29 protein-coding genes are annotated in these 25,036 nt (G+C 72.3%); 26 read left to right on the top strand and 3 right to left on the bottom strand.

The genetic code is table 11. The features are described from left to right. The gene (locus tag RH861_RS10765) at positions 1 to 1,875 is read right to left on the bottom strand and encodes a BglG family transcription antiterminator (protein ID WP_310520976.1); all 1,875 of its coding nucleotides are present in this window, start codon (positions 1,873 to 1,875) and stop codon (positions 1 to 3) included. A gap of 228 nt (positions 1,876 to 2,103) precedes the next feature. On the opposite strand from RH861_RS10765, the gene RH861_RS10760 reads away from it, so the two are divergent. From RH861_RS10760 to glmM, 16 genes are all read left to right on the top strand, one after another. Beyond that, entirely contained in the window at positions 2,104 to 2,412 is a 309-nt protein-coding gene (locus tag RH861_RS10760) for a PTS IIB subunit (RefSeq protein WP_310520975.1), read from the top strand. Positions 2,413 to 2,503: 91 nt separating this feature from the next. Next, positions 2,504 to 2,770, top strand: a complete 267-nt coding sequence (locus RH861_RS10755; protein ID WP_067948547.1) for an HPr family phosphocarrier protein — start codon at positions 2,504 to 2,506, stop codon at positions 2,768 to 2,770. A gap of 45 nt (positions 2,771 to 2,815) precedes the next feature. Beyond that, a complete protein-coding gene (gene ptsP / locus RH861_RS10750) occupies positions 2,816 to 4,501 on the top strand; it encodes a phosphoenolpyruvate--protein phosphotransferase (protein ID WP_310520974.1) in 1,686 nt (561 codons plus the stop codon). Between the two features lie 18 nt (positions 4,502 to 4,519). Continuing rightward, positions 4,520 to 6,073 carry a PTS mannitol transporter subunit IIBC gene (locus RH861_RS10745; protein ID WP_310520973.1) on the top strand — a complete coding sequence of 518 codons (1,554 nt, stop codon included), beginning with the start codon at positions 4,520 to 4,522 and terminating at the stop codon, positions 6,071 to 6,073. Positions 6,074 to 6,208: 135 nt separating this feature from the next. Further along, positions 6,209 to 6,649 (top strand): PTS mannitol transporter subunit IIA, encoded by a 441-nt coding sequence (locus tag RH861_RS10740; protein WP_067948543.1) that lies wholly within the window; start codon positions 6,209 to 6,211, stop codon positions 6,647 to 6,649. Continuing rightward, the gene (locus tag RH861_RS10735; RefSeq protein ID WP_310520972.1) at positions 6,646 to 7,794 is read left to right on the top strand and encodes a mannitol-1-phosphate 5-dehydrogenase; all 1,149 of its coding nucleotides are present in this window, start codon (positions 6,646 to 6,648) and stop codon (positions 7,792 to 7,794) included. Before RH861_RS10740 ends, RH861_RS10735 begins: the two co-directional genes overlap by 4 nt. A 150-nt stretch (positions 7,795 to 7,944) precedes the next feature. Beyond that, entirely contained in the window at positions 7,945 to 8,166 is a 222-nt protein-coding gene (infA, locus tag RH861_RS10730; protein ID WP_011186713.1) for a translation initiation factor IF-1, read from the top strand. Between the two features lie 71 nt (positions 8,167 to 8,237). Further along, complete coding sequence (gene rpmJ, locus RH861_RS10725) at positions 8,238 to 8,351, top strand: 50S ribosomal protein L36 (protein WP_056734976.1); 114 nt, start codon at positions 8,238 to 8,240, stop codon at positions 8,349 to 8,351. Between the two features lie 164 nt (positions 8,352 to 8,515). Continuing rightward, positions 8,516 to 8,896, top strand: a complete 381-nt coding sequence (rpsM, locus tag RH861_RS10720; protein ID WP_067948538.1) for a 30S ribosomal protein S13 — start codon at positions 8,516 to 8,518, stop codon at positions 8,894 to 8,896. 32 nt (positions 8,897 to 8,928) lie between these two features. Further along, positions 8,929 to 9,327: a 30S ribosomal protein S11 gene (gene rpsK / locus RH861_RS10715; RefSeq protein ID WP_067948536.1), complete on the top strand. Its 399-nt coding sequence runs from the start codon at positions 8,929 to 8,931 to the stop codon at positions 9,325 to 9,327. Positions 9,328 to 9,504: 177 nt separating this feature from the next. After that, positions 9,505 to 10,491: a DNA-directed RNA polymerase subunit alpha gene (locus tag RH861_RS10710; protein WP_067948534.1), complete on the top strand. Its 987-nt coding sequence runs from the start codon at positions 9,505 to 9,507 to the stop codon at positions 10,489 to 10,491. A gap of 45 nt (positions 10,492 to 10,536) precedes the next feature. Beyond that, on the top strand, positions 10,537 to 11,091 hold the full coding sequence (gene rplQ / locus RH861_RS10705; protein WP_067948532.1) for a 50S ribosomal protein L17: 555 nt from the start codon (positions 10,537 to 10,539) through the stop codon (positions 11,089 to 11,091). A 73-nt stretch (positions 11,092 to 11,164) separates the two neighbouring features. After that, positions 11,165 to 12,112: a tRNA pseudouridine(38-40) synthase TruA gene (gene truA / locus RH861_RS10700; RefSeq protein ID WP_310520971.1), complete on the top strand. Its 948-nt coding sequence runs from the start codon at positions 11,165 to 11,167 to the stop codon at positions 12,110 to 12,112. Positions 12,113 to 12,249: 137 nt separating this feature from the next. Further along, positions 12,250 to 12,696 carry a 50S ribosomal protein L13 gene (gene rplM / locus RH861_RS10695; protein ID WP_067948530.1) on the top strand — a complete coding sequence of 149 codons (447 nt, stop codon included), beginning with the start codon at positions 12,250 to 12,252 and terminating at the stop codon, positions 12,694 to 12,696. A 38-nt stretch (positions 12,697 to 12,734) separates the two neighbouring features. Then, positions 12,735 to 13,220, top strand: a complete 486-nt coding sequence (gene rpsI, locus RH861_RS10690; protein WP_067948528.1) for a 30S ribosomal protein S9 — start codon at positions 12,735 to 12,737, stop codon at positions 13,218 to 13,220. Between the two features lie 21 nt (positions 13,221 to 13,241). Next, positions 13,242 to 14,603, top strand: a complete 1,362-nt coding sequence (gene glmM / locus RH861_RS10685; RefSeq protein ID WP_310520970.1) for a phosphoglucosamine mutase — start codon at positions 13,242 to 13,244, stop codon at positions 14,601 to 14,603. Between the two features lie 85 nt (positions 14,604 to 14,688). Here the strand turns inward: glmM and coaA are convergent, their stop codons facing one another. Continuing rightward, on the bottom strand, positions 14,689 to 15,645 hold the full coding sequence (gene coaA, locus RH861_RS10680; RefSeq protein ID WP_310520969.1) for a type I pantothenate kinase: 957 nt from the start codon (positions 15,643 to 15,645) through the stop codon (positions 14,689 to 14,691). Positions 15,646 to 15,725: 80 nt separating this feature from the next. Here coaA and glmS point away from each other — a divergent pair, with 80 nt between their 5' ends. The 10 genes from glmS to RH861_RS10630 all read left to right on the top strand — a co-directional run bounded on the left by glmS (position 15,726) and on the right by RH861_RS10630 (position 23,763). Next, positions 15,726 to 17,576: a glutamine--fructose-6-phosphate transaminase (isomerizing) gene (gene glmS, locus RH861_RS10675; RefSeq protein ID WP_310520968.1), complete on the top strand. Its 1,851-nt coding sequence runs from the start codon at positions 15,726 to 15,728 to the stop codon at positions 17,574 to 17,576. Positions 17,577 to 17,660: 84 nt separating this feature from the next. Next, positions 17,661 to 18,035 (top strand): holo-ACP synthase, encoded by a 375-nt coding sequence (locus RH861_RS10670; RefSeq protein ID WP_067948519.1) that lies wholly within the window; start codon positions 17,661 to 17,663, stop codon positions 18,033 to 18,035. Continuing rightward, positions 18,032 to 19,171 (top strand): alanine racemase, encoded by a 1,140-nt coding sequence (gene alr, locus RH861_RS10665; RefSeq protein WP_310520967.1) that lies wholly within the window; start codon positions 18,032 to 18,034, stop codon positions 19,169 to 19,171. The genes RH861_RS10670 and alr overlap by 4 nt, the downstream gene beginning before the upstream one ends. Then, positions 19,168 to 19,731 carry a tRNA (adenosine(37)-N6)-threonylcarbamoyltransferase complex ATPase subunit type 1 TsaE gene (gene tsaE / locus RH861_RS10660; RefSeq protein ID WP_310520966.1) on the top strand — a complete coding sequence of 188 codons (564 nt, stop codon included), beginning with the start codon at positions 19,168 to 19,170 and terminating at the stop codon, positions 19,729 to 19,731. Before alr ends, tsaE begins: the two co-directional genes overlap by 4 nt. Positions 19,732 to 19,741: 10 nt before the next feature. After that, positions 19,742 to 20,365, top strand: coding sequence for a tRNA (adenosine(37)-N6)-threonylcarbamoyltransferase complex dimerization subunit type 1 TsaB (tsaB, locus tag RH861_RS10655; protein WP_310520965.1), 624 nt, complete (start codon positions 19,742 to 19,744; stop codon positions 20,363 to 20,365). Further along, positions 20,362 to 20,922, top strand: a complete 561-nt coding sequence (rimI, locus tag RH861_RS10650) for a ribosomal protein S18-alanine N-acetyltransferase (protein WP_310520964.1) — start codon at positions 20,362 to 20,364, stop codon at positions 20,920 to 20,922. The genes tsaB and rimI overlap by 4 nt, the downstream gene beginning before the upstream one ends. Further along, entirely contained in the window at positions 20,919 to 21,968 is a 1,050-nt protein-coding gene (gene tsaD, locus RH861_RS10645; RefSeq protein WP_310520963.1) for a tRNA (adenosine(37)-N6)-threonylcarbamoyltransferase complex transferase subunit TsaD, read from the top strand. The genes rimI and tsaD overlap by 4 nt, the downstream gene beginning before the upstream one ends. A 164-nt stretch (positions 21,969 to 22,132) precedes the next feature. Then, entirely contained in the window at positions 22,133 to 22,498 is a 366-nt protein-coding gene (locus RH861_RS10640; RefSeq protein ID WP_067948511.1) for a DUF4190 domain-containing protein, read from the top strand. 27 nt (positions 22,499 to 22,525) lie between these two features. After that, positions 22,526 to 23,281 (top strand): DUF4190 domain-containing protein, encoded by a 756-nt coding sequence (locus RH861_RS10635; RefSeq protein WP_310520962.1) that lies wholly within the window; start codon positions 22,526 to 22,528, stop codon positions 23,279 to 23,281. Between the two features lie 11 nt (positions 23,282 to 23,292). Next, positions 23,293 to 23,763 (top strand): DUF4190 domain-containing protein, encoded by a 471-nt coding sequence (locus RH861_RS10630; RefSeq protein WP_310520961.1) that lies wholly within the window; start codon positions 23,293 to 23,295, stop codon positions 23,761 to 23,763. Between the two features lie 36 nt (positions 23,764 to 23,799). Here RH861_RS10630 and RH861_RS10625 read toward each other — a convergent pair whose 3' ends face one another. After that, a complete protein-coding gene (locus RH861_RS10625; protein WP_310520960.1) occupies positions 23,800 to 24,987 on the bottom strand; it encodes a class I SAM-dependent methyltransferase in 1,188 nt (395 codons plus the stop codon). Positions 24,988 to 25,036: the final 49 nt, after the last annotated feature.

Here is a 25,036-nt window from a genome sequence, read left to right as displayed (position 1 = left end):
TCAGGGGGCCATGAGCACGGACAGCTCGGCGAGCAGTCCGGGGTAGTCGACCGCGCCGCGCACCAGCCGGCGGACGTTCTCGGGGTCGGAGAAGGCCTCGACGAACTGGTCGAACACGGCCTGGAACTCGGCCCGGCCCGACTCCGCGAACGCGATGAGCGCCACCACGTGCACGTCGGCCTCGCCCCACGCGATCGGGCGCTCGTCGATGGCGATGGCGATGGCGCTGCGTTCCGCCGTCATCGTCATCGCGTGCGGCACGGCGAGCAGGTCGGTGAACGCGGTCGACGACATGCGCTCCCGCTCGAGCACCCCCTCCAGGTAGGCGTCGTCGATCACGCCCGCCGCGAGCAGCCGGTCGCCGAGGAGGCGGATGACCTCCTCGCGTCCGCGCCCGCCGACCCCGCGCACGAACAGGTCGGGGCCGATGGTCCGCGTGAGCGTCGACGCCAGGCGCGCACGGCGTCGTCCGCGGCGGATCCGGGCGAGCTCCTGCCGCACGCGCTCGACGTCGTCGGCGGTCGGGAAGGGTGCGACGGTGACGACGCCGGGCTGCGGCACGCGCGGCGGGAGGACCGACACGACGAGGTCGGCGTCGTCACCGGATGCCGCGGGCCCCTCGAGCGGCACGGCGCCGCCGACGAGGAGCTCCACGTCGTCGTCCAGCCCGGCGCGCAGTCGCTCGAGCAGGAGGTCCCGGGCGTCGTGGTACTCCGGCGCGACCACCGCGACGCGGACGGCGTCGCCGCGGGACCGCGTCCGCTCGAGCGCGGCGCCGAGGTGCATCGCGAGGTAGGCGATCTCGTCGTCGTTCACCGTGATGCCCTCCAGGCGCCCGAGTTCCGCGGCCAGGTAGACGGCGAGGTCGTAGATCAGCGGGTAGGCGGCCTTGATCGAGGCGGTGAGCGGATTGCGCGAGTAGCTCTGCTCGGCGGCGCGCGCCGCGAGGTTGTCCACGTGCAGCGCGAGGCGCTCGAGGAACTCGTCGTCGCCGAGGTCGACGAGCCACTCCTGCGAGATCCGGCCCACGATGCCCCGGATGACGTCGATGCGGGCGGGACCGTCGCGTCGGGTGGCCGCCCGCGTGCCGATGAGTCGGGCGAGGTGCGCCAGTTCGGCGGGCGGCAGGTGGACGTCGAACTCGTCACGGACCAGTTCGTCGACGAGGGTCACGAGGGCGTCGGCGGGGGAGCCGGCCGCCGTGCCCTCGTCGCGTTCGAGGGTGCGGTCGTGCGACACGCGGTCGACCGCGATCGCGACGTGCAGCAGCACGTCGTCGAGTGCGTACTCGTTGGGCGCCCATCCGGCGGCGCGCAGGCCGTCGAGCAGCCCGCGACGGAACCCCTCGACCGGCGGGAACCCGGCGCGGAGCGTCGCGAGGTCGCGGATGCCGCGTCGGCCCTCCTCGCGGACCAGCGCGCCGACGAGCCGCCGCATCGCCGTCTCCGGCCCGCGCAGCCGGACGACGCTGCCCTCGCGCTCGAGTGCGAGTCCCGTGCCCCGGAGTCGCGCCCGGACCCGTCCGAGGTCGGACTCGAGCGTCGACTCGCTGACGTGCAGCCGTTCGGCGGCGTCGAAGACGTCGAGCCCGTCCGGCGCGTCGACGAGGTCGCGGATGAGTCGGGCCCGACGCCCCTCTGGTCCCGCGTCGGCGGCGTCGGCGGTTCGCCGCGCGCGCCGCGCCCAGGCCGCCCGGTCGAGTCGATACCCGTCCGGGCCCGAGTCCACGACGGGCTCGCCGGCCGCGTTCGCCTGCGCCGCGTACGTGCGCACCGTCCGCGTCGTCACGCCGAGCCGGTCGGCGAGGCGCGCAGCGGTGACCCAGTCGTCGTGGTCGGCGAGCACCTCGACGAGGCGCTCCCACTTCTCCGGCACGTCGACTCGCTTCCGATCGGGACTCCGCCGTGCCGCGCGCTCGCGGGGCGGTCCAGCCAGTCAACCACCCCCGGCACGCCCGGGGCAGCGGATGCCGCAGAACTTCCGGGGGTGCGGAAGCAGGTCTGGTGGCAGCGGTCCGGGGTGGGCGAGCAGACTCGGGATGTTCGCGGCATCCGCCGTGACCGATCGAAGAGGACCGGGCGAAGCCGGGCGAGGAGGCAGGCGATGCGGATCGTCGTCGTGTGCGGAGCTGGTGCGTCGAGCACCTTCGCCGCACTGCGCATCCGCCGGGCCGCCGAGGCGCGCGGCATCGACGTCGAGGTGCGCGCCGCGGGGGAGCAGACCCTCGCCGCCGAGCTCGCCGACGCCGACGCCCTGCTCGTCGGGACGCACCTCGGCGAGCGACTGGGTGGCCTCGAGCAGCAGGCCGCCGCGGCATCCGTGCCCGTCGCCGTGCTGCCCGGCGAGACCCGAGCGCTCGACGGCGACGCCGCGCTCGACCTCGCGATCGCGATCACGGGAGCCCGATCGTGAACGCCCCCACGCCGCGCAACCCCGTTCCCTGCGCGGACACCCGGGTCTATGGTGAAGTCGGGAACGGACGCCAGCGACGGAGGCCTGCAACATGGTGGAACGCACTGTTCGAGTCGGATCGAGCCACGGACTGCACGCCAGGCCGGCGAAGCTGTTCACCCAGGCCGCCGCGTCGTCGGGATCGACGGTCACCATCGCGAAAGCCGGTGGCACTCCCGTCAACGCGGCGAGCATCCTCGCCGTCATCGCGCAGGGCATCGACCACGGCGACGAGGTCACCGTGGCGGTCGACGGGGGCGACGAGCAGCGCGTGCTCGACGAGCTCGTCGAGCTGCTCAGCACCGATCACGACGAGTAGCTCGCGGCATCCGTCGCCCGACGAATCGAATCGGAGGGGCGAGTGATGGAGTTCAGAGGCACGGGGATCGGCCAGGGCGTGGCCGTCGGACCGGTCGTGCGCATGGCCGAACGGCTGCCGGAGCCGGTGGACCGGCCGAGTCACCTCGACCCGGCCCGCGAGGAGGAACGCGCTCGCGCGTCGCTCTCGGTCGTGGCCGGCGAACTGCAGCGCATGGGCGCGCAGGCCGGCGGTGCCGCGCAGGACGTGCTCGAGGCGCAGGCCATGATGGCCGAGGACCCGACGCTCGTGGACGACATCGTGAAGCGACTCGCCGACGGCAAGACCGCCGAGCGCGCCGTGTTCGAGGCGTTCGCATCGTTCCGCGACATGCTCGCCGCGATGGGCGGCTACATGGGCGAGCGCGCGGCCGACCTCGACGACGTCTCCCAGCGCGTGGTCGCGCACCTGCTCAAGGTGCCCGCCCCCGGCGTGCCGAACCCCGGCCACCCGTTCGTGCTCGTCGCCCGCGACCTCGCGCCCGCCGACACCGCGCTGCTCGACCTCGGGCAGGTGCTGGGGCTCGTCACCATCGACGGCGGACCGACCTCGCACACCGCGATCCTCGCCCGCGAGAAGTCGATCGTCGCGGTCGTGGGGGCAGCGGATGCCGCGACGCTCGCCGACGGCGACACCGTCATCGTCGACGCCGCGAACGACCTGGTCGTGCAGGACCCGACGCCGGAGCAGGTCGCCGAGGCGCGCGAGCGCATCGCCGAGCGCGCGGCCCGCGCCGCCGCGCCGGTCACGCCCGGCGCGCTCGCCGACGGCACGCCCGTGCCGCTGCTCGCGAACCTCGGCTCGGCCGACGGCGCCGAGGAGGCGGCCAGGCTCGGCGCCGAGGGCGTGGGCCTGTTCCGCACGGAGTTCCTCTTCCTCGACGCGAACACCGCACCGTCGGTCACCGAGCAGCAGGCGCAGTACACGCGCATGCTGAGCGCGTTCCCGGGGCGGAAGGTCGTCGTGCGCGTCCTCGACGCCGGCGCCGACAAGCCTCTGTCGTTCCTCAACGACGCACCCGAGGAGAACCCGGCGCTCGGGCTCCGCGGCATCCGCGCCCTCCGGCACTCCGAGGTCATCCTCCGCGAGCAGCTCACCGCGCTCGCCGCAGCGGATGCCGCGACCGATGCCGACCTGTGGGTCATGGCGCCGATGATCGCGACCGTCGAGGAGACGCGCTACTTCACGAACCTCTGCCGGGAGCTCGGCATCAAGGTCGCCGGGGTCATGGTCGAGACGCCGTCCGCGGCGCTCATCGCCGACCACATCCTCAAGGTCGCCGACTTCGCGTCGATCGGAACGAACGACCTCACCCAGTACACGATGGCCGCCGACCGGCTGCTCGGCACGGTCGCGAACCTGCAGGATGCGTGGCATCCGGCGGTGCTGCGACTGGTCGCGCAGGTCGGCGAGGCGGGCCGGGTCGACGGCCGCCCCGTCGGCATCTGCGGCGAGGCCGCCGCCGATCCGCTCCTCGCCGTGGTCCTCGTGGGCCTCGGCGCCACCAGCCTGTCGATGTCCCCGTCGGCACTCGCAGACGTCCGCGCCTCCCTCGCGCGGCACACCCGGGAGGATGCCGAGCGCATCGCCCGGGCCGCCCTGGCCGCTGAGGGAGCGGCCGAGGCGAAGCAGGCGGCCCAGGAGGCCGCCGCCGCATCCGCACCCACTCCCACCGGCACACCCGTGCCGTGACCTGCACTGGAGGCAGCAATGACGACGACGTCAGCTGAGGCGAAGCGACCCGGGGGAGCCCGAGTCCACGTCCAGCGCTTCGGAACGTTCCTCTCCGGCATGATCATGCCGAACATCCCCGCGCTCATCGCGTGGGGCATCTTCACCGCCTTCTTCATCGGGGTCGGCTGGACGCCGAACGCGGACCTCGCCACGATCGTCGGGCCGTTCATCCACTACCTGCTGCCGATCCTGATCGGCTACACGGGCGGTTCCATGGTGTACGGCATCCGCGGCGGCGTGGTGGGCAGCATCGCGACCTTCGGTGCGATCGCCGGCTCCGACCTGCTCATCGCCCAGGTGAACGCGACGCTGCCCGAGGACAACCAGCTCGGGCAGATCCACATGTTCATCGGCGCGATGATCCTCGGCCCGCTCGCGGCCTGGACCATGAAGCGGCTCGACTCGCTCTGGGAGGGCAAGGTCAAGGCCGGCTTCGAGATGCTCGTGAACATGTTCTCGGCCGGCATCTGGGGCTTCGTCATGGCGATCGTCGGGTTCTACCCGGTGGCCTGGCTGGTGAACGGCATCATGAACGCCCTCTCCGGTGCGGTGAACTGGCTCGTCGAGACGAACCTGCTGCCGCTGACCAGCATCATCATCGAGCCGGCGAAGGTGCTGTTCCTGAACAACGCCATCAACCACGGCGTGCTGACCCCCCTCGGCCTCACGCAGGCCGCGGAGGAGGGCAAGTCGATCCTGTTCCTGCTCGAGGCGAACCCGGGACCGGGCGTCGGCCTGCTCCTGGCGTTCACGTTCTTCGGCATCGGCGCGGCGAAGGCGTCGGCTCCGGGCGCCGCGGTCATCCAGTTCTTCGGCGGCATCCACGAGGTGTACTTCCCGTTCGCGCTGATGAAGCCGATCCTGATCCTCGCGCTCATCGCGGGCGGCATGACCGGCGTCACGACCAACATGCTCTTCGACGCGGGCCTGCGCGCCCCGGCGGCGCCGGGCAGCATCTTCGCGGTGATCGCGCAGACGGCGAGCGACAGCTACCTCGGCGTCATCCTGTCGGTCATCCTCTCGGCGACGGTCACGTTCCTCATCTCGGCGGTCATCCTGCGGGCCACGCGCCGCCGCGACCTGCAGGCGATGGCCGTCACGGATGACGCGTTCGGCGCCGCCGTCACGCAGACCGAGGCCGCCAAGGGCAAGAGCTCGGACGCGCTCGCGAACCTGCGCGGCGGTGCGGCGACCCAGGCGGGCGGCGGCGGCGGTCCCGCGACCGGCACGATCCGCGAGATCAGGAACGTCGTGTTCGCCTGCGACGCCGGCATGGGCTCGTCGGCGATGGGCGCGAGCGTCCTGCGCAACAAGATCAAGAAGGCCGGTATCGAGGGTGTCACGGTCGTCAACAAGGCGATCGCGAACCTCGACACGTCGGCCGACCTCGTGATCACGCAGAACCAGCTGACGGAGCGCGCACGTCACCAGACGCCCGACGCCGTGCACATCTCGGTCGACAACTTCATGAACTCGCCGAAGTACGACGAGGTCGTGGAGATGATCGAGGCCCAGAAGGGTCGGAGCTGACGATCCCGAACGGATGACGCGCCGCCCGGGTCGAGCCCTGCAGGGGTCCGGCCCGGGCGGTCGCGTCATCCGCCACCCGCATCGACCGCCCGACGTAGACCGAACCACGAGAACCGCGACGAAGAAGGAGCACCCATGAGCGACCAGATCCTGCCCGCCCAGAACGTGCGGATCGTGCCGGGCGGCGCGACCCGCGAGGACGCCATCCGAGCGGCGGGCGCGGTGCTCGTCGACGCGGGCGCGGTGGACGCCGCGTACGTCGACTCGATGCTGGAGCGCGAGGGCTCCGTGTCGACCTACATGGGCAACTGGCTCGCCATTCCGCACGGCACGAACGAGGCCAAGGACCTCATCCGGCGTTCCGCGATGTCGCTGCTCCGCTACGACGAGCCGATCGAGTGGGGCGGCGAGCAGGCGCGCTTCGTCGTCGGCATCGCCGGCCGCGGCGACGAGCACCTCGAGATCCTGTCGAAGATCGCGATCGTCTTCTCCGACGAGGAGGAGGTCGACAAGCTCCTCGCGGCCGGCTCGTCGGATGAGCTCGTCGCGCTCCTCTCCGAGGTGAACGACTCGTGAAGGCCGTCCACTTCGGCGCCGGCAACATCGGTCGCGGCTTCATCGGGCTGCTGCTGCACGACGCCGGGTACGAGGTCGTGTTCGCCGACGTGAACGCCGAGCTCATCGATGCGCTCGCGGCATCCGACCACTACACGGTGCACGAGGTGGGCGACGGGGCGCGCGACCGGCGCGTCGACCGGTACCGGGCGGTGAACTCGCAGACGGATGCCGCGGCGCTGGCCGCCGAACTCGCCGACGCGGACGTGCTGACGACCGCGGTGGGCCCGAACATCCTCCGGTTCATCGCGCCGCACGTGCTGCAGGCGCTGCGCGACCGGGCGCCGGATGCCGCGCCCCTGGCCGTCATGGCGTGCGAGAACGCCATCGACGCCACGAGCCTGCTGCGCGACGAGACGGCGAAGCTCGCCGGACCCGACGAGTGGCTCGAGCTCGAGCGTCGCGCGGTGTTCGCGAACACCGCCGTCGACCGGATCGTCCCCGGCCAGCCGGGGGAGTCGGGCCTCGACGTGACGGTCGAGACGTTCTCGGAGTGGGCGATCGAGCGTCCGCCGTTCGGCGACGCGCCGCCGCCCATCCCGGGCGCGCACTTCGTCGATCGGCTCGGCCCCTACATCGAGCGCAAGCTGTTCACGGTGAACACCGGGCACGCATCCACGGCGTACTTCGGATTCCTCGCCGGGCACGAGCGCATCGCCGAGGCACTGGCCGACCCGTCGGTCGCCGCGCGCGTGGAGCGCGTGCTCGAGGAGACCTCGGCGCTCATCGTCGCCAAGCACGGCTTCACCGCGGAGGAGCAGGCGCAGTACCGGGCGACCATCCTCGGCCGCTTCCGGAATGCGGCGCTGCCCGACACGGTGGAGCGCGTCGGGCGGCAGCCGCTGCGCAAGCTCGGCCGGCGGGAGCGGTTCATCGGGCCCGCCGCGGAGCTCGCGGAACGCGGACTGCCCGTCGACGGGCTCCTCGACGCCGTCGAGGCGGCGCTCGGCTTCGACGTGCCGGCCGATCCCGAGAGCGTCGAACTGCAGCAGCGCGTGCGAACGGATGACGCGGAGACCATCGCGCGCGAGGTGTGCGGCATCGAGCCGGGGCATCCGCTGCACGATCGCCTGGTCGCGGCCGTGACGCGCCGCACCGCAAGCTGACACGCGGCCGAGTGGCGAATCGAGCCGGATTCGCCTATAGTTGACCCTTGGTGTTTTGCACGCCCGCTTCGGCATGCCCGATGGGCCTCGTCGAGGTCGTGCATCATCATCGCACGACCGAATACCCAAACTCCAAGCGATAGTGAGGCTATGGCCAAGAAAGACGGCGTCATCGAGATCGAAGGCTCGGTCATCGAGGCACTCCCGAACGCGATGTTCCGGGTTGAGCTGACCAACGGGCACAAGGTGCTCGCCCACATCTCCGGAAAGATGCGCCAGCACTACATCCGCATCCTCCCCGAGGACCGCGTGATCGTGGAGCTGAGCCCGTACGACCTGACCCGCGGCCGCATCGTCTACCGCTACAAGTAAGGGCTGTTCGGAAAGTAACGGCCCCCGGCACCCCGCGGGCACGAGGACAGCGAACTAAGGAAACAACGACTGTGAAGGTCAACCCCAGCGTCAAGCGCATCTGCGACAAGTGCAAGGTCATCCGCCGCCACGGGCGCGTCATGGTGATCTGCGAGAACCCGCGCCACAAGCAGCGCCAGGGCTAGTCGCCCGCGCCGACGCGAACTGAATACGGCACTTCCACGAACCTCCCGAGATCTCGGTACGCGACTCCGTCGCTACTCGATCACCGGGAGGGGACACCCTCGGACGGAGGCCGAGGCACCGGAAGTGCTCCACACCTCCGACACATCCAACAGGAGAAGCCACCATGGCACGTCTGGCAGGAGTCGACATCCCGCGCGAGAAGCGCGTGGAGATCGCACTGACCTACATCTACGGCGTCGGCCGCACTCGCGCGCTGCAGACGCTCGCGGAGACCGGCATCGACGGGAACATCCGCGTCAAGGACCTCACCGACGACCAGCTCGTCGCCCTCCGCGACCACATCGAGGGCACCTACAAGGTCGAGGGCGACCTCCGCCGCGAGGTGGCCGCCGACATCCGCCGCAAGGTCGAGATCGGCTCGTACGAGGGCATCCGCCACCGTCGCGGCCTCCCGGTCCGCGGTCAGCGCACCAAGACCAACGCTCGTACCCGCAAGGGCCCGAAGCGCACCGTCGCCGGCAAGAAGAAGCCCGGCCGCAAGTAACCGCTCGCGCCAAGATCTAGGAGATTTCGAACATGGCAGCACCCAAGGCGGCTACTCGCAAGCCGCGCCGCAAGGACAAGAAGAACGTCGCCGTGGGCCAGGCCCACATCAAGTCGACGTTCAACAACACCATCGTGTCGATCACCGACACGAACGGTGCCGTGATCAGCTGGGCCTCCTCGGGCGGCGTCGGCTTCAAGGGCTCGCGCAAGTCGACCCCGTTCGCCGCGCAGCTGGCCGCCGAGTCGGCCGCCCGCCAGGCGCAGGAGCACGGCATGAAGAAGGTCGACGTCTTCGTCAAGGGTCCGGGCTCGGGCCGCGAGACCGCGATCCGCTCGCTCCAGGCCGCGGGCCTCGAGGTCGGCAGCATCAACGACGTGACGCCCCAGGCGCACAACGGATGCCGCCCGCCGAAGCGCCGCCGCGTCTAGCACTCCGTTCCCGGTGATCGAGTAGGCCGCAGGCCGTACCGAGATCGCACGGTCTCGGTACGCGCCCGGCTGCGCCGGGCGCTACTCGACCACCGGGCATCCGTTCTCTCTCACAACTCAAGATCCTCGAACTCGCAGGTGTCATATAGCGGACACCCTGCCGAAAGGAATCACACCGTGCTGATCGCACAGCGTCCGACGCTCACCGAAGAGAACATCTCGGAGTTCCGTTCGCGTTTCGTGATCGAGCCCCTCGAGCCGGGCTTCGGTTACACCCTGGGGAACTCCCTCCGTCGCACCCTCCTCTCCTCGATCCCCGGCGCCGCCGTGACGAGCATCCGCATCGACGGCGTGCTCCACGAGTTCTCGACCGTGCCGGGCGTGAAGGAGGATGTCACCGAGATCATCCTCAACATCAAGAACCTGGTCGTCTCCAGCGAGCACGACGAGCCCATCACCGCCTACCTGCGCAAGCAGGGCGCCGGTGAGGTCACCGCCGCCGACATCTCCGCTCCGGCGGGCGTCGAGGTGCACAACCCCGACCTGGTCATCGCGACGCTCAACGACTCGGCGAAGTTCGAGCTCGAGCTCACGATCGAGCGCGGCCGCGGCTACGTCTCGGCCAGCCAGAACCGCAACGAGTACTCCGAGGCCGGCCAGATCCCGGTCGACTCGATCTACTCGCCGGTCCTCAAGGTCACGTACCGCGTCGAGGCGACGCGTGCGGGCGAGCGCACCGACTTCGACCGCCTCGTGGTCGACGTCGAGTCCAAGCCCGCCATCACGCCGCGCGACGCGATCGCGTCGGCCGGTCGCACGCTCGTCGAGCTGTTCGGCCTCGCCCGCGAGCTGAACACCGCCGCCGAGGGCATCGAGATCGGCCCCGCGCCGGTCGACGCCGTCCTCTCGAGCGAGCTCTCGATCCCGATCGAGGACCTCGACCTGTCGGTGCGTTCGTACAACTGCCTCAAGCGCGAGGGCATCAACACGGTGTCCGAGCTCGTGGCCCTGTCGGAGTCGCAGCTGATGAACATCCGCAACTTCGGCCAGAAGTCGGTCGACGAGGTCAAGGACAAGCTCACCGAGATGGGCCTGTCGCTGAAGGACTCGGTCCCCGGCTTCGACGGCGCCCACTTCTACACGGGCTTCGAGGACGAGAACTAAGCAGGCCCCGGGCCGCACCAACCCCCCAACACTGGAGATACCACCATGCCGAAGCCCACGAAGGGACCCCGCCTCGGAGGCGGACCCGCGCACGAGCGCCTGCTGCTCGCGAACCTCGCCGCCGCGCTGTACACGCACGAGCGCATCACCACCACCGAGACGAAGGCCAAGCGCCTCCGTCCGCTGGCCGAGCGCCTGATCACGTTCGCCAAGCGCGGCGACCTCCACGCGCGCCGTCGCGTGCTCGCCGTGATCGGCGACAAGTCGGTCGTGCACAAGCTGTTCACCGAGATCGCGCCGCAGGTGGCCGACCGCGAGGGCGGCTACACCCGCATCACGAAGATCGGCAACCGCAAGGGCGACAACGCGCCCATGGCCGTCATCGAGCTCGTCCTCGAGCCCGTGACGCCGAAGGCGCGCGCCGCGAAGCCGGCCGCCGCGACCGCTCCCGCCGAGGAGCCCGCCGCCGAGGAGCCCCAGGACGAGGTCGTGACCGAGTCCGAGGCCGCGGTCGACGAGGCCGCCGGTTCCGAGGCGTCGGCGGAGTCCGCCGAGGCTCCGGCCGAGGAGACCGAGGCCGAGGAGGCCGCCGCGAAGTAGCCTTCGCGCTCCCGCTCGACGAGGGGCCCCGGTGCATCCGCACCGGGGCCCCTCTCGCATCTAGGCTGGGTCCGTGAACGAGGCCACCACGACCACGGGCGTCGACGGCGACGCGGATGCCGCGGCATCCGTCGTTCGACTGCGGCTCGACCTCGCCTACGACGGCACGGCCTTCGCCGGTTGGAGCCGCCAGCCCGGCCTCCGCACCGTGCAGGGCACGATCGAGCAGGCGCTCGAGACGCTCTTCCGCCGCGAGGGCGTCGCGCCCCGCCTCGTCGTCGCGGGCCGGACGGACGCCGGGGTGCACGCGACCGGGCAGGTCGCCCACCTCGACGTGGACCGGGCGGCGTTCCGGGCGGTCGCGCGTCCCCGTCGAGGCGTGGCGGAGTCGGATCCGCACGCCGATCCCGGCGCCGTGCTCGTGCGTCGCCTGCGCGGCGTCCTGGGAGCGGCCGACGACGACGTCGTCGTGCGGTCGGTGCGACCCTCGCCCGAGGGCTTCGACGCCCGCTTCTCGGCCGTCTGGCGACGGTACGAGTACCGCATCGCCGACGCGGACGCCGAGCACGATCCGCTGCAGCGCCACCGCACGGTCTGGTACCCGAGGGAGCTCGACGCCGAGGCCATGGACGTGGCCGCGCAGACGCTCGTGGGCCTCGGCGACTTCGCCGCCTTCTGCAAGCCGCGCGAGGGCGCGACGACGATCCGCACCCTGCAGTCGTTCCGGTGGCGCCGGGCCGCGGACGGCGTCCTCGTGGCCTCGCTCCAGGCCGACGCGTTCTGCCACTCCATGGTCCGCGCGCTCGTCGGCTCGGGCGTCGCCGTGGGGGAGGGGCGGCTCGGGGTCGAGCAGCCGGGCGAACTCATGCACGCGCGCACCCGGACGAGCGCTTTCAAGGTGCTCCCGGCCAAGGGGCTCACCCTGACCGAGGTGGGCTACCCGCCCGAGGAGGACCTGGCGGCCCGCGCGGAGCAGACGCGCGCACGTCGCGAATTGCACGTGGACGGCGTCGTCGGCTAAGCTTTCGCTTTGGTGCCGTCGACTGCGTCGGCATCCGATGTTGAGCCCTCCACCGTGGCGTTCTCCTCGCATCGCGAGCGAACTCCCGCCGGAGCGGGATTCACGAACCCCTCACTCGATCAGAAAGCAGCACTACTGTGACGCGCACCTACACCCCGAAGGCGAACGAGATCCAGCGCGACTGGGTCGTCATCGACGCCACCGACATCGTGCTCGGCCGTCTCGCGAGCCACGCCGCGGCGATCCTCCGCGGCAAGCACAAGCCGATCTTCGCGAACCACGTCGACACCGGCGACCACGTGATCATCGTCAACGCCGACAAGGTGGCCCTCACCGGCCAGAAGCTCGAGCAGAAGAAGGCCTACCGCCACTCGGGCTACCCGGGCGGACTCAAGGCGGTCGGCTACGCCGAGCTGCTCGAGAAGAACCCCGTCCGCGCCGTCGAGAAGGCGATCCGCGGCATGCTCCCGAAGAACTCGCTCGGCCGCCAGCAGCTGAAGAAGCTCAAGGTCTACGCCGGCCCGGAGCACCCGCACGCGGCTCAGCAGCCGAAGCCGTACACCCTCACCCAGGTCGCCCAGTAAGCCCGGCGCCGACGCGAAAAGGATTCAGAGAGACCACCATGGCGAAGATCGCAGACCAGATCGACCAGGCTCCCGAGAGCTACACCACCGAGTCCGCTCCGGCCGCCGAGGCCGCTGCCGCCCGTCCCGTGCTCAACGTCTCGGGCTCGGCCGTCGGCCGCCGCAAGCAGGCCATCGCCCGCGTGCGCGTCGTGCCCGGCGCCGGCACCATCACGGTCAACGGCCGTGAGTTCGCGGACTACTTCCCGAACAAGCTGCACCAGCAGCTGATCACCGACCCCTTCACCGTCCTCGAGCTCTCGGGCTCGTACGACGTGATCGCCCGCATCACCGGCGGCGGCCCCTCGGGCCAGGCCGGCGCCCTGCGCCTCGCGATCGCCCGTGCGCTGAACGAGATCGACCGCGAGAACAACCGTCCCACGCTGAAGAAGTCCGGCTTCCTCACGCGCGACGCCCGCGTCATCGAGCGCAAGAAGGCCGGTCTCAAGAAGGCCCGCAAGGCGCCCCAGTTCTCGAAGCGCTAAGCGCGAGAACGGGTCCCCCGTATGCCTCGGCTCTTCGGAACCGACGGGGTCCGGGGCCTGGCCAACCGTGAACTCACGGCTGACCTGGCCCTGGGCCTCGCCCAGGCGGCTGCCGCGGTCCTCACCCAGGGCCGGCACGCCGATGAACTCCGCGCGGCCGGCCGCCGCCCCGTGGCCGTCGTCGCGCGCGACCCCCGCGTCTCCGGTGAATTCCTCACCGCCGCCGTCTCCGCCGGACTCGCGAGCTCCGGCGTCGACGTGCTCGATGCGGGCGTCATCCCCACGCCCGCGACGGCGTTCCTCATCGACAGCATCCGCGCCGACTTCGGCGTGATGATCTCGGCATCGCACAATCCCGCGCCCGACAACGGGATCAAGTTCTTCTCGTTCGGCGGCACCAAGCTCCCCGACGAGGTCGAGGACCGCATCGAGTCCTACCTCGGCCGGCAGAAGCTCGCCCCGACCGGCGACGGCGTCGGCCGCATCCGTCGCTTCGCCGACGCCGAGGACCGCTACGTCGTGCACCTGCTCGCCACGCTGCCGAACCGGCTCGAGGGCCTGAAGGTCGTGCTCGACTGCGCCCACGGCGCGGCCGCCGGCGTCTCGCCCGAGACCTTCCGCGACGCAGGCGCCGAGGTCGTCGTCATCGGCGCCGACCCGGACGGCATGAACATCAACGACGGCGTGGGCTCCACCCACCTCGAGCTGCTGCAGCAGGCCGTGCGCGAGCACGGCGCCGACGTGGGCATCGCGCACGACGGCGACGCCGACCGCTGCCTGGCCGTGGACGCCGACGGCAACGTGGTCGACGGCGACCGCATCATGGCGATCCTCGCGGTGTCGATGCAGGAGCGCGGCACGCTCACCGACGACACGCTCGTCGCCACGGTCATGTCGAACCTCGGCCTGAAGCGCGCGATGGCCGAGCGCGGCATCCGCGTCGTCGAGACCAAGGTCGGCGACCGCTACGTGCTCGAGGCCCTCGCCGAGGGCGGGTTCGCGCTCGGCGGCGAGCAGTCGGGTCACGTCATCATGAGCGAGTTCGCGACCACGGGCGACGGCGTGCTCACCGGGCTCCACCTGGTCGCCGAGATGGCCCGCACCGGCAAGTCGCTCGCCGAGCTCGCGTCGATCATGACCGTGTACCCGCAGGTGCTCGTCAACGTGCGCGGCGTCGACCACCACGCGATGGCCGACGACGCCGAGATCGCGTCCGCGGTGCGGGCCGCCGAGGCCGAGCTGGGCGACACCGGCCGGGTGCTCCTCCGCCCCTCCGGCACCGAACCGATGGTGCGCGTCATGGTCGAGGCCGCCGACCAGCAGGCCGCCGAGGCCCACGCCGAGAAGCTCGCGGCCGTGGTACGCGAGCGCCTCGCCAACTGACCCGCCGTCCCACGGCGTCGCCGCGGCATCCGCTCGCCCTCGAGGTGACGGATGCCGCGGCACCCGTCACGCGTCGGACCGCGCGTCAGAGCTTGCGCAGCAGGACGCTCGAGACCGCGTGGTCACTGCCCTTGCGGAGCACGAGCGACGCGCGCGACCGCGTGGGACGGATGTTCTGGAGCAGGTTCGGCTCGTTGATCGACTGCCAGATCGACCGTGCGCGGGCGCGCGCCTCGTCCTCGCTGAGGCTCGCGAACCGGTGGAAGTACGAGCGCGGGTTCGTGAACGCGCCGCGCTGGAGCTTGAGGAAGCGCTCCTCGTACCAGCGGGCGATGTCGCTCGTGCGCGCATCGACGTAGATGCTGAAGTCGAACAGGTCGCTCACCGCGAGCTTGTGGCCAGGCGAGGCCGGCTGGAGGACGTTGAGCCCCTCGACGATGAGCACGTCCGGCCGCCGCACGGTGACCTGCGCGTCGGGGACGATGTCGTACGCGAGGTGCGAGTAGAACGGCGCACGCACCTCGGGCGCGCCGGCCTTCACCTCGCTGACGAAGCGCAGCAGCGCGCGGCGGTCGTACGACTCGGGGAACCCCTTGCGCTCCATGAGTCCGCGACGCTCGAGCTCGGCGTTGGGGAACAGGAAGCCGTCGGTGGTGACCAGCTCGACGCGGGGCGTGTGCTCCCAGCGCGCGAGGAGCTCCCGCAGCAGTCGCGCGATCGTCGACTTGCCCACGGCGACCGAGCCCGCGACGCCGATCACGAACGGGGTCGAGGCGAACCGCTCGCGCAGGAACGTGCTGGTGACCTCGTGCAGCGCCTTGGTGCCACCGACGTAGAGGTTCAGCAGCCGGCTGAGCGGCAGGTAGACCTCGGCCACCTCGACGGGGTCGAGCGGCTCGCCGAGCCCGCGGAGCTGGACGATCTCGGTCTCGCGCAGCGGCGACGGCATCGACGGGGCGAGCGCCGCCCAGTCGGCCCGGCTCAGTTCGATGAACGGGGAGATCTGGGGAGCGTGCGTCGACGGGCTCTGCGGATCCGGCACCGTGACAGTGTAGTCGCGGCCCGAGCGCGGTCGCGGGCCATCGGTCCGGCGCTCAGGAACACGCCGGTAGGATCGTGCGCATGTGTGGAATCGTCGGATACGTCGGAGAGCGCAACAGCCTCGACGTCCTCATGGGTGGCCTGCGCCGCCTCGAATACCGTGGCTACGACTCGGCCGGCGTCGCCGTCGTCGATGACGAGGGCGACCTCGAGTTCGCCAAGCGCGCCGGCAAGCTGCAGGTCCTCGCCGACGAGCTCGGCCGCCACCCGATCCACCGCGGTGGCACCGGCATCGGGCACACCCGCTGGGCGACCCACGGCGGCCCGACCGACCGCAACGCCCACCCGCACCTGGCCGACGACGACAAGCTCGCGCTCATCCACAACGGCATCATCGAGAACTTCTCCGAGCTGAAGGAAGAGCTCGTCGCCGACGGCGCGGAGTTCCTCAGCGAGACCGACACCGAGGTGGCCGCGGTCCTCCTCGGCCGGGAGTACCGCGCCACGGGCGACCTGCGCGAGGCCTTCCGCCGCACGGTTCGCCGCCTCGAGGGCGCGTTCACCCTCCTCGCGGTCCACAAGGACGAGCCCGGCGTGGTCGTCGGCGCCCGGCGCAACTCGCCGCTCGTCATCGGCCTCGGCGACGGCGAGAACTTCCTCGGCTCGGATGTCGCGGCCTTCGTCGAGTTCACCAAGCGCGCCGTCGCGATCGGCCAGGACCAGATCGTCTCGATCACCGCGGGCGAGGTCACCGTGACGGACTTCGACGGCAACGCGGTCGAGGTCGAGCCGTTCGACGTCGCGTGGGACGCCTCCGCGGCCGAGAAGGGCGGCTGGTCCTCGTTCATGGCGAAGGAGGTCGCCGAGCAGCCCGACGCCGTGGCGAACACCATCCGCGGTCGCATCGTCGACGGCGTGGTCTCGATCCCCGAGCTCGACCAGCTCGGCGACGACGCGCTCCGCTCCATCCGGCGCATCACCGTCGTGGCGTGCGGCACCGCCGCCTACGCGGGCATGGTGTCGAAGTACGCCATCGAGCAGTGGGCGCGCATCCCGGTCGAGGTCGAGCTAAGCCACGAGTTCCGCTACCGCGAGCCGGTCATCGACGACGGCACGCTCGTCGTCTCGATCAGCCAGTCCGGCGAGACGATGGACACCCTCATGGCCGTCAAGTACGCCCGCGAGCAGGGCGCGAAGGCCATCTCGGTCTGCAACACCCAGGGCGCGACCATCCCGCGCGAGTCGGACGCGGCGGTCTACACGCACGCCGGCCCCGAGGTCGCGGTCGCGTCGACCAAGGCCTTCGTGGCGCAGATCACGGCCCTCTACCTGTTCGGCCTCCACCTCGCGCGCGTGCGCGGCACCCTCTCGGAGGACGAGCTCGCGGCGCAGGTCGCCGAGCTCCAGGCGATCCCCGAGAAGATCACGACCGTCCTCGAGCAGGGCGAGCGCGTGGGCGAGCTCGCGCACTGGATGAGCGACACCCGCTCGGTGCTCTTCCTCGGCCGCCACGTCGGCTACCCGATCGCGCTCGAGGGCGCGCTGAAGCTCAAGGAGCTCGCGTACATCCACGCCGAGGGCTTCGCCGCGGGCGAGCTCAAGCACGGCCCGATCGCCCTGATCGAGCCGGGCCAGCCGGTGTTCGTGGTCGTCCCGAGCCCGCGCGGCTCGGCGGCCCTCCACCCGAAGGTCGTCTCGAACATCCAGGAGATCCGCGCCCGCGGCGCTCGCGTCATCGCGATCGCCGAGGCCGGCGATGCCGCGGTGCTCCCGTTCGCCGACGAGGTCATCCGCATCCCGCTCGCCGGACCGCTGTTCGAGCCGCTGCTGGCCGTCGTGCCGCTGCAGATCTTCGCGATGGAGCTCTCGCAGGCGAAGGGCCTCGACGTCGACCAGCCGCGCAACCTGGCGAAGTCCGTCACGGTCGAGTGACCGCTCCGTCGCGGGCGTCGGTCATCGGCGCCCGCGACGGCACGGGTACGGCAGACTCGGAAACGTGGAGTCGAGGAGGATCGCGTGATCGCGGGCATCGGCATCGACGTGGTCGACATCGCGCGCTTCGAGCGCTCGCTCGAGCGCACGCCGGCCCTGCGCGATCGGTTGTTCGCTGAGAGCGAACGCAACCGCCCTGCGCGGTCGCTCGCCGCCCGCTTCGCCGCCAAGGAGGCGCTGATCAAGGCGCTCGGAGGGCACGCCGTCATCCGCTGGCACGACATGCGCATCGTGAACGACGCCGACGGCAATCCCGACTTCGCGCTGTCCGGCGCGCTCTCCCGACACGTCGCCGACCTCGGCATCGACCGGGTGCACCTCTCCATGAGCCACGACGCCGGCATCGCGAGCGCCTTCGTGGTGCTCGAGCGAGCCGAGACCCGAGGAACCACGCCGTGACCGACCGATCCCTGCCGGGCCCCTTCCGCGAGGCGGTCATCGACCTCGATGCCGTCCGCCGCAACCTCCGCACCATCGGCGAAGGGGTGGCCCCGGCCGCCGTCATGGCGGTCGTCAAGGCCGACGCGTACGGTCACGGCGCCGTGCCGGTCGCCCGCGCCGCGCTCGAGGGCGGGGCCGGATGGCTCGGCGTGGCCGATCTCCACGAGGCGCTCGCGCTCCGCGCCGCGGGCATCGACGCGCCCGTCCTCGCGTGGCTGCACGACCCCGACGCCCGGTTCGCCGACGCGATCGAGCGCGACGTCGACCTCGGCGTCTCGTCCGTCGCCCAGCTCGAGGCGATGGCGGCTGCCGCGGCATCCGTCGACCGCACGGCGAACGTGCACCTCAAGCTCGACACCGGCCTCAGCCGCAACGGCATCGCCCCCGAGGCCTGGCCGGCCGCCGTCGAACGCGCCGCGGAGCTCGAGGCCGCCGGACGCATCCACGTGCGAGGGATCTTCAGCCACCTCGCGAACACCTCGCCGGACGCCGACGCCGAGCAGCTGGCCGCCTTCCTCCGCGGCGTCGACGAGGCGCGCCGGGCGGGCCTCCGCCCCGAACTGCGTCACCTCGCGTCGACGGCCGCGGCCCTGCGGTTCCCCGAGGCCCGGCTCGACCTGGTCCGCATCGGCATCGGGGTCTACGGCATCCCCCCGTTCGGCGACGGCACGACCGCGGCCGACCTCGGTCTGACGCCCGTCATGACCCTGCGCGGCCGCGTCGCCGCGGTGCGGCGGGTCGGCCCCGGCACGGGGGTGTCGTACAACCACGCCTGGCGCGCGGAGCGCGAGACCACGCTCGCGCTCGTGCCGCTCGGCTACGCGGACGGCGTGCCGCGGCAGGCGTCGGGTCGCGCCGAGGTCCTCATCGGCGGACGCCGCCATCCCGTGGTGGGCCGCATCGCGATGGACCAGTTCCTGGTGGACGTGGGCGACGACGAGGTGGCCGTGGGCGACGAGGTGGTGCTCGTCGGCGACCCGCAGGTGGGAGCGCCCTCCGCCGACGACTGGGGCGCCGCCGCCGACACCATCGGCTACGAGATCGTCACGCGCATCGGGCCGCGAGTTCCGCGCACCCACGTGGAGGACGCATGAGCACCCGCATCGTGCCCGACGCCGACGCGATGGAGGAGCTCGGCCGCGAGCTCGGCCGGCAGCTGCGTGCGGGTGACCTCGTCGTGCTCACCGGACCCCTGGGCGCCGGCAAGACCACGCTGACGCGTGGCATCGGCGACGGACTCGGGGTCCGCGGGCCGGTGCAGAGCCCGACCTTCGTGCTCGCCCGCACGCACCCCAGCCTCGTCGGCGGGGCGCCGCTCGTGCACGTCGACGCCTACCGCCTGTCCGGGGCAGCCGAACTCGAGGACCTCGACCTCGACTTCGACCGCGCGGCGGTCGTCGTCGAGTGGGGCGCCGGCCTGCTCGACGGGGTCAGCGACTCATGGCTCGAGGTCGTGATCGCCCGACGGCGGGGCGGCGATGCGACCGACGGAGACGACGCGGAGCACCCGGCGGACGCCGAGGAGGACCTCGAGTCCGACGAGCCCCGCACCGTGGAGCTCGTCGGGCACGGACCGCGCTGGGCGGGCACGCCCTACGCCGCGGCGGCCCGGCTCGAGGCCGGACCCGGCTCCCCGCGCGACGCCGCGAACTAGGCTGGAAGCCATGCTCCTCGCGATCGACACGTCCACGGGCACGAGCGTCGCCGTGGTCGACCGGGAGGCCGGCGTCCTCGCCGAGGCGGGCACGGCCGACACCATGCGGCACGCCGAGGTCGTCGGCGGGTTCATCCGCGACGCGCTGGCGGCCGCGGGCGTCCGGCCCGCCGACCTCTCCGCCGTCGCGGCGGGCATGGGGCCCGGTCCCTTCACGGGCCTGCGCGTCGGGATCGCCGCCGCCCACGCCTTCGCCCTCGGCACCGACCGGCCGTTCGTCCCGGTGGTGAGCCACGACGCGATCGCCCTCGCCTGGTACGTCGACGGCGGCACCGGGAGGCTGCAGGTCGTCACCGACGCCCGGCGGCGCGAGTCCGCCGTGTCCGAGTACGACGGACTCGATGCCGACGGCCTGCCCGTGCGCATCGGCGGTCCGCGGCTCGCTCCGCGGGACGCGGTGACCGAGGTCGGCGGCATCCGCCTCGACGCCGACCGCGTGTCGGCCGGCGCGCTCGGACTGCTCGCCGAGCGGGCCGACGCCACCGGGCGCCTGCCGCTCGCCGACGACGAGCCGCTCTACCTCCGCGCACCCGACGTGACCGTGTCGGCCGGCCCGAAGCGGGTGCTCGGATGAGCCTCATGCTGCGGCACGCGCGTCCCGACGACCTCGACGCCGTCATGGCGCTCGAGCGCGCGACGTTCGCCTCCGACGCCTGGCCGGAGTCGGCGATGCGCTCGGAGCTGTCGGCGCAGCACACCCACTACCTCGTGGCGATCGACGACCGGGACCCCGAGGCGATCCTCGCCTATGCCGGACTCCTCGCCCCCCGGGGCTCCGGCCAGGGCGACATCCAGACCATCGCCGTCGCCCCGTCGCGTCGCGGTGCCGGGCTCGGGCGCGCCCTGATGCACGCGCTCATCGACGAGGCGCGACGCCGCGGCGTCACCGAGCTGTTCCTCGAGGTGCGGGCCGACAACCCGGTCGCTCGCGGCCTGTACGAATCGCTCGGCTTCGTCGAGATCGACGTGCGCCGCGGCTACTACCAGCCCGACGGCGTCGACGCGGTCGTCATGCGACTGGCGGTGCCGCCGGCGGTCGCCCGCCCCGCGTCATCCGTCGCCAACGTCGACCACGCACGCGACCCGGCCCCGACGCCCACCACGCAGACCCCCGCAGGAGACGCCCCGTGAACCGCGACGCCCCGCTCGTGCTCGGCATCGAGACCTCGTGCGACGAGACCGGTGTCGGCATCGTCCGCGGCACCGAGCTCCTCGCCAACGCGATCGCCTCGTCGATGGACGAGCACGCGCGCTACGGCGGCGTGGTGCCCGAGGTCGCCGCACGCGCCCACCTCGAGGCGCTCGGCCCGACCATCCGGGCGGCCCTCGACGAGGCGTCCGTCGACCTCGCCGACCTCGATGCGGTCGCCGTGACGAACGGGCCCGGGCTCGCGGGGGCGCTGATGGTCGGGGTGGGGGCGGCGAAGGCGCTCGCGCTCTCGCTCGAGAAGCCGGTCTACGCCGTGAACCACCTCGTGGGCCATGTCGGCGCCGACCTCATCGGCGACCGCCCGCTCGAGACGCCGAGCGTTGCGCTGCTCGTGTCGGGCGGGCACACGTCGCTGCTGCTCGTGCGCGACCTCGACTCCGACGTCGAGCTGCTCGGCGAGACCATCGACGACGCGGCGGGCGAGGCGTTCGACAAGGTCGCCCGGCTGCTCGGGCTGCCCTACCCGGGCGGGCCCGAGATCGACCGTGCCGCCGTGGGCGGCGATCCCGACGCGATCCGCTTCCCGCGCGGACTCACGCGGCCCAAGGACCTCGAGCGCCACCGCTACGACTTCTCGTTCTCGGGCCTGAAGACCGCGGTCGCCCGCTGGGTCGAGCAGCGCGAAGCGGTCGGCGAGCCCGTGCCGCTCGCCGACGTCGCCGCGAGCTTCCGCGAGGCCGTCGTCGACGTGCTCGTCTCGAAGGCGATCGCCGCGTGCACCGACCTCGGCGTGCCGCGGCTGCTCCTCGGCGGCGGCGTCGTCGCCAACCGGCGACTGCGCGAGGTGGCCGAGCTGCGAGCGGATGCCGCGGGCGTGGCCCTGCGCATCCCGCCGCTGTCGCTGTGCACCGACAACGGCGCCATGATCGCGGCGCTGGGCGCGCGGCTCATCATGGCCGGGCACGAGCCGTCGGGACTCGACTTCGGTGCCGACTCGACCCTCCCGGTCACCGACATCCAGGGCTGAACGCGAATGGGGAGTCCTCCCCGATGCGCGGCGCGCGAGCGGGGCGCTACTGTGGCGTGTGCGCCCCCATGACGGGGTGCGTCGACCCGCGTCGCCGGTCGTTGACATCACCCGGTGGCGCTGCCAGCATGGCCGGGTCCAGGCAACCACACGAGGAGTCCAGCATGACCGACCCCAACGAGCCCAACCGCTCCGACGTCCCGCCGCCCCCGCCCGCGCCCGCGCCCGCCTACGGCAGCGCGCCCTCGTACGGTTCGGGTACGGAGTCCTACGGCGCCCCGGCGTCGCAGAAGACCAACGTCCTGGCGATCGTCTCGCTGGTGTCGTCGTTCTTCATCCCGCTCGTCGGCATCATCACGGGTCACATCGCGCTCAGCCAGATCAAGAAGACGGGCGAGCAGGGCCGCGGCCTCGCGATCGCCGGCCTGATCATCGGGTACGTCCTTCTGGTCGTCGGCATCATCATCGCGATCGTCTGGTTCGCCATCCTCGGCGCCGCCATCAGCAGCGGCAACGTCACCACCTACTGATCGAAGGAAGTACGAGAGGGGCTCGACATGAGCGATCCCAGGCAGCCCGACGAGCCGGCAAAGCCGCTCACGCCGTCCGAGCCGTCGGTCCCGGCCGAGCCGGTCGAGCCCACCGTACCCGCCGAGCCGAGTGAGCCGGTCGGGCCGACGATCCCCGACGAGCCGAACCCGCCGAGCGAGCCCGAGACGCCCGCCGTGCCGGTCGAGCCGTCGGAGCCCGTCGGACCGGCCGAGCCGCTCGCGCCCCCGGCTCCGCCGGCGCCTCCCGCGCCCCCGGCTCCGCCCGCCCCGCCGGCGCCGCCGGCCCCGCCCGCCTACGGCGGGGGGTCGCCGTTCGACACCGGCGCCGCCGAGTCGCCCGCCGCCGCCGCAGCGTACGACGGGACGCCGCAGTCCGCCTACGGCGCTGCGCCGAGCGCGGCGTACGGCACCGCGGCGGGCGCGCCGGACGCGGGATACGGCGCCGGGTACGGCTCCGCGCCCTACCAGCCGGCCCCGGCCAAGCCCACCGCGGTGTTCAGCATCATCTCGCTGATCGCGGGCATCATCGGCATCATCGGCTCCGGCATCGTGATCATCCCCTTCGTCGGCGGCATCCTGCAGCTGATCGTCCCCGCCGCCGCGGTCGTGCTCGGCTTCATCGGCCGCCGCAAGGAGCCCTGGGCCAAGGGCATGTGGCTGACCGGCATCGTGCTCGGCTTCGTCGGGATCGCGATCGCGCTCATCTCGATCGTCGCCTGGGCGGCGCTCTTCGCGGTCAGCGACACCTCGTACACGTACTGAGGACGGCGCGGGTGAGCGACGAGCGGATGCCCCGCGGCGACGAGCGCGCCGCGCCGGGCGGATCCCCGTCGCCGCCCGAGCCGGACGCGCTCCGCGGGATCGACACGTCCCCGCCGGAGCCCCAGCGGGAATTCGACGTGCCGTACGACACGGGCGAACTGCACGGACTCCCCACGGGGCAGCTCCTCGCGCTCGGGCGCCCGGCCCCCGAGCCGGAGTACGTCGACGAGGAGGAGCAGCGTCGGTTCTGGAGCCGGCTCTCGGCGGGCCTCGGCATCCCGGGCGCCGTCGCGTCGCTGTTCGTCGGCTGGATGCTCCCGCTGTCGATCGCGGCGATCGTGTTCGGGGTGATGGGCCTCCGTCGCGAGGAGGGCGCGCGCGTCCCGGCCTTCATCGGCATCGGCACCGGCATCGCCGGGCTCGTCTTCTCGGGCGTGTGGATCGGCTACTACGCCATCGTCTTCGGCGCGCTGCCGCGCTGAGTGGTCCCGGCGGATGCCGCGGGCGATCCTCGCCGGTCAGAGCCGCTCGACGAGCAGGGCGACGTGGCGACCCTCCTCGCGCGTCAGCACGACGGTCGCCGCGGTGTCGCCCTTCAGCTTGAGGCGCGTGCGGAGCGCCGCCGGGTCGACGTCGACGCCGCGCTTCTTGATCTCGAGCGTGCCGACGCCGCGGGAGTGCAGCGCCTGGCGGAGGTGCCGCTCATCGGCGGGCAGTCGCTCGATCACGCGGAATCCCCGGGCGAACGGGCTGTCGAACTCGCGATCGGCCGTGAGGTAGGCGATGCCCTCGCTGAGCATCCAGCCGCCGTTGGCCCGGGCGAGGTCGCCGATCAGTCGGGCCCGGATGACCGCGCCGTCGGGTTCGTACAGGTAGTCGCCGAGCGGGCCCACGGGCGCATCCTCGCTGTCGGCCGGGGCGACGAGCTCGTGCGCCGCGTCCCCGCGGATGACGAGGGCGGCGCGTCCGACGCCCGGCCGGGCCAGCGGCCCGGTCCAGACCGCGAGCTCGACCACGTCGCCGTCGACCGACACCCACTGCGCCTCGGTGCCGGCGGGGACGAGGTCGCGGTCGGTGCCGGGCCCGAGCTTCACGCCGACCGGCATCCGCTCGGCCAGGCCGAACGCGAAGTCGAGCGACGGCGAGTAGTCGGCGGCATCCGCGATCCGCTTGGTCGTGCCGCCCGCGGTGGTGCGTCGCGCCGGGTCGAGCCACGCGGCGTCGATGCCGCCGAGGGGTACCTCCTCCGCCGCGGAGTGCAGCACCTGCGCATGCGGGAACGGCGTCAGGTTGAACGCGGCGATCGCCGCGGTCACCTCGTCGGCGTCGGCGGCGGTCACCTCCAGGTCCATCGCGGCGAACGCCAGCGCGTCGCCGCCGATGCCGCAGCCGAGGTCGGCGACGTGGCGGAGGCCGGCTCGCGCGTACCGGCCGGCGTGGAGGGCGGCGACGCGGAGCCGGGTGGCCTGCTCGAGCCCGGGCTCGGTGAAGAGCATGCGGTCGGCGAACTCGCCGAACTTCGCGCGTGCCCTGGCCCGCAGACGCGACTGCGTCAGGACGGCGGCGACGAGGCCGGGGGAGTGCCCCCTGCGTCGCAGGTCGGCGACCGTCTTCACGACGTCCTCGCGGCCGGTCCAGGCGGGCAGGGAGTCGAGCAGGTCGAGCCCTTCGGGTGAGAGCAGTTCGACGAGCTCGGCGCGTTCCACGCGGACACGCTAGCACCGCGGCATCCGCTGGCACTCACGTTGCACGAGT

The organism is Agromyces indicus (assembly GCF_031432295.1).
GTDB classification, from domain to species: Bacteria; Actinomycetota; Actinomycetes; order Actinomycetales; family Microbacteriaceae; genus Agromyces; species Agromyces indicus.
Note: the sequence above shows the minus strand (reverse complement) of the source record. Positions and strands in the feature narration are given on the sequence as shown.

What these genes read in the sequence shown, in the direction of transcription:
- RH861_RS10760 (WP_310520975.1), top strand. Translation starts at nt 2,104, where the DNA reads ATGCGGATCGTCGTCGTGTGCGGAGCTGGTGCGTCGAGCACCTTCGCC.
- RH861_RS10755 (WP_067948547.1), top strand. Translation starts at nt 2,504, where the DNA reads ATGGTGGAACGCACTGTTCGAGTCGGATCGAGCCACGGACTGCACGCC.
- ptsP (WP_310520974.1), top strand. Translation starts at nt 2,816, where the DNA reads ATGGAGTTCAGAGGCACGGGGATCGGCCAGGGCGTGGCCGTCGGACCG.
- RH861_RS10745 (WP_310520973.1), top strand. Translation starts at nt 4,520, where the DNA reads ATGACGACGACGTCAGCTGAGGCGAAGCGACCCGGGGGAGCCCGAGTC.
- RH861_RS10740 (WP_067948543.1), top strand. Translation starts at nt 6,209, where the DNA reads ATGAGCGACCAGATCCTGCCCGCCCAGAACGTGCGGATCGTGCCGGGC.
- infA (WP_011186713.1), top strand. Translation starts at nt 7,945, where the DNA reads ATGGCCAAGAAAGACGGCGTCATCGAGATCGAAGGCTCGGTCATCGAG.
- rpsM (WP_067948538.1), top strand. Translation starts at nt 8,516, where the DNA reads ATGGCACGTCTGGCAGGAGTCGACATCCCGCGCGAGAAGCGCGTGGAG.
- rpsK (WP_067948536.1), top strand. Translation starts at nt 8,929, where the DNA reads ATGGCAGCACCCAAGGCGGCTACTCGCAAGCCGCGCCGCAAGGACAAG.
- rplQ (WP_067948532.1), top strand. Translation starts at nt 10,537, where the DNA reads ATGCCGAAGCCCACGAAGGGACCCCGCCTCGGAGGCGGACCCGCGCAC.
- rpsI (WP_067948528.1), top strand. Translation starts at nt 12,735, where the DNA reads ATGGCGAAGATCGCAGACCAGATCGACCAGGCTCCCGAGAGCTACACC.
- glmM (WP_310520970.1), top strand. Translation starts at nt 13,242, where the DNA reads ATGCCTCGGCTCTTCGGAACCGACGGGGTCCGGGGCCTGGCCAACCGT.
- glmS (WP_310520968.1), top strand. Translation starts at nt 15,726, where the DNA reads ATGTGTGGAATCGTCGGATACGTCGGAGAGCGCAACAGCCTCGACGTC.
- tsaE (WP_310520966.1), top strand. Translation starts at nt 19,168, where the DNA reads ATGAGCACCCGCATCGTGCCCGACGCCGACGCGATGGAGGAGCTCGGC.
- tsaB (WP_310520965.1), top strand. Translation starts at nt 19,742, where the DNA reads ATGCTCCTCGCGATCGACACGTCCACGGGCACGAGCGTCGCCGTGGTC.
- rimI (WP_310520964.1), top strand. Translation starts at nt 20,362, where the DNA reads ATGAGCCTCATGCTGCGGCACGCGCGTCCCGACGACCTCGACGCCGTC.
- RH861_RS10640 (WP_067948511.1), top strand. Translation starts at nt 22,133, where the DNA reads ATGACCGACCCCAACGAGCCCAACCGCTCCGACGTCCCGCCGCCCCCG.
- RH861_RS10635 (WP_310520962.1), top strand. Translation starts at nt 22,526, where the DNA reads ATGAGCGATCCCAGGCAGCCCGACGAGCCGGCAAAGCCGCTCACGCCG.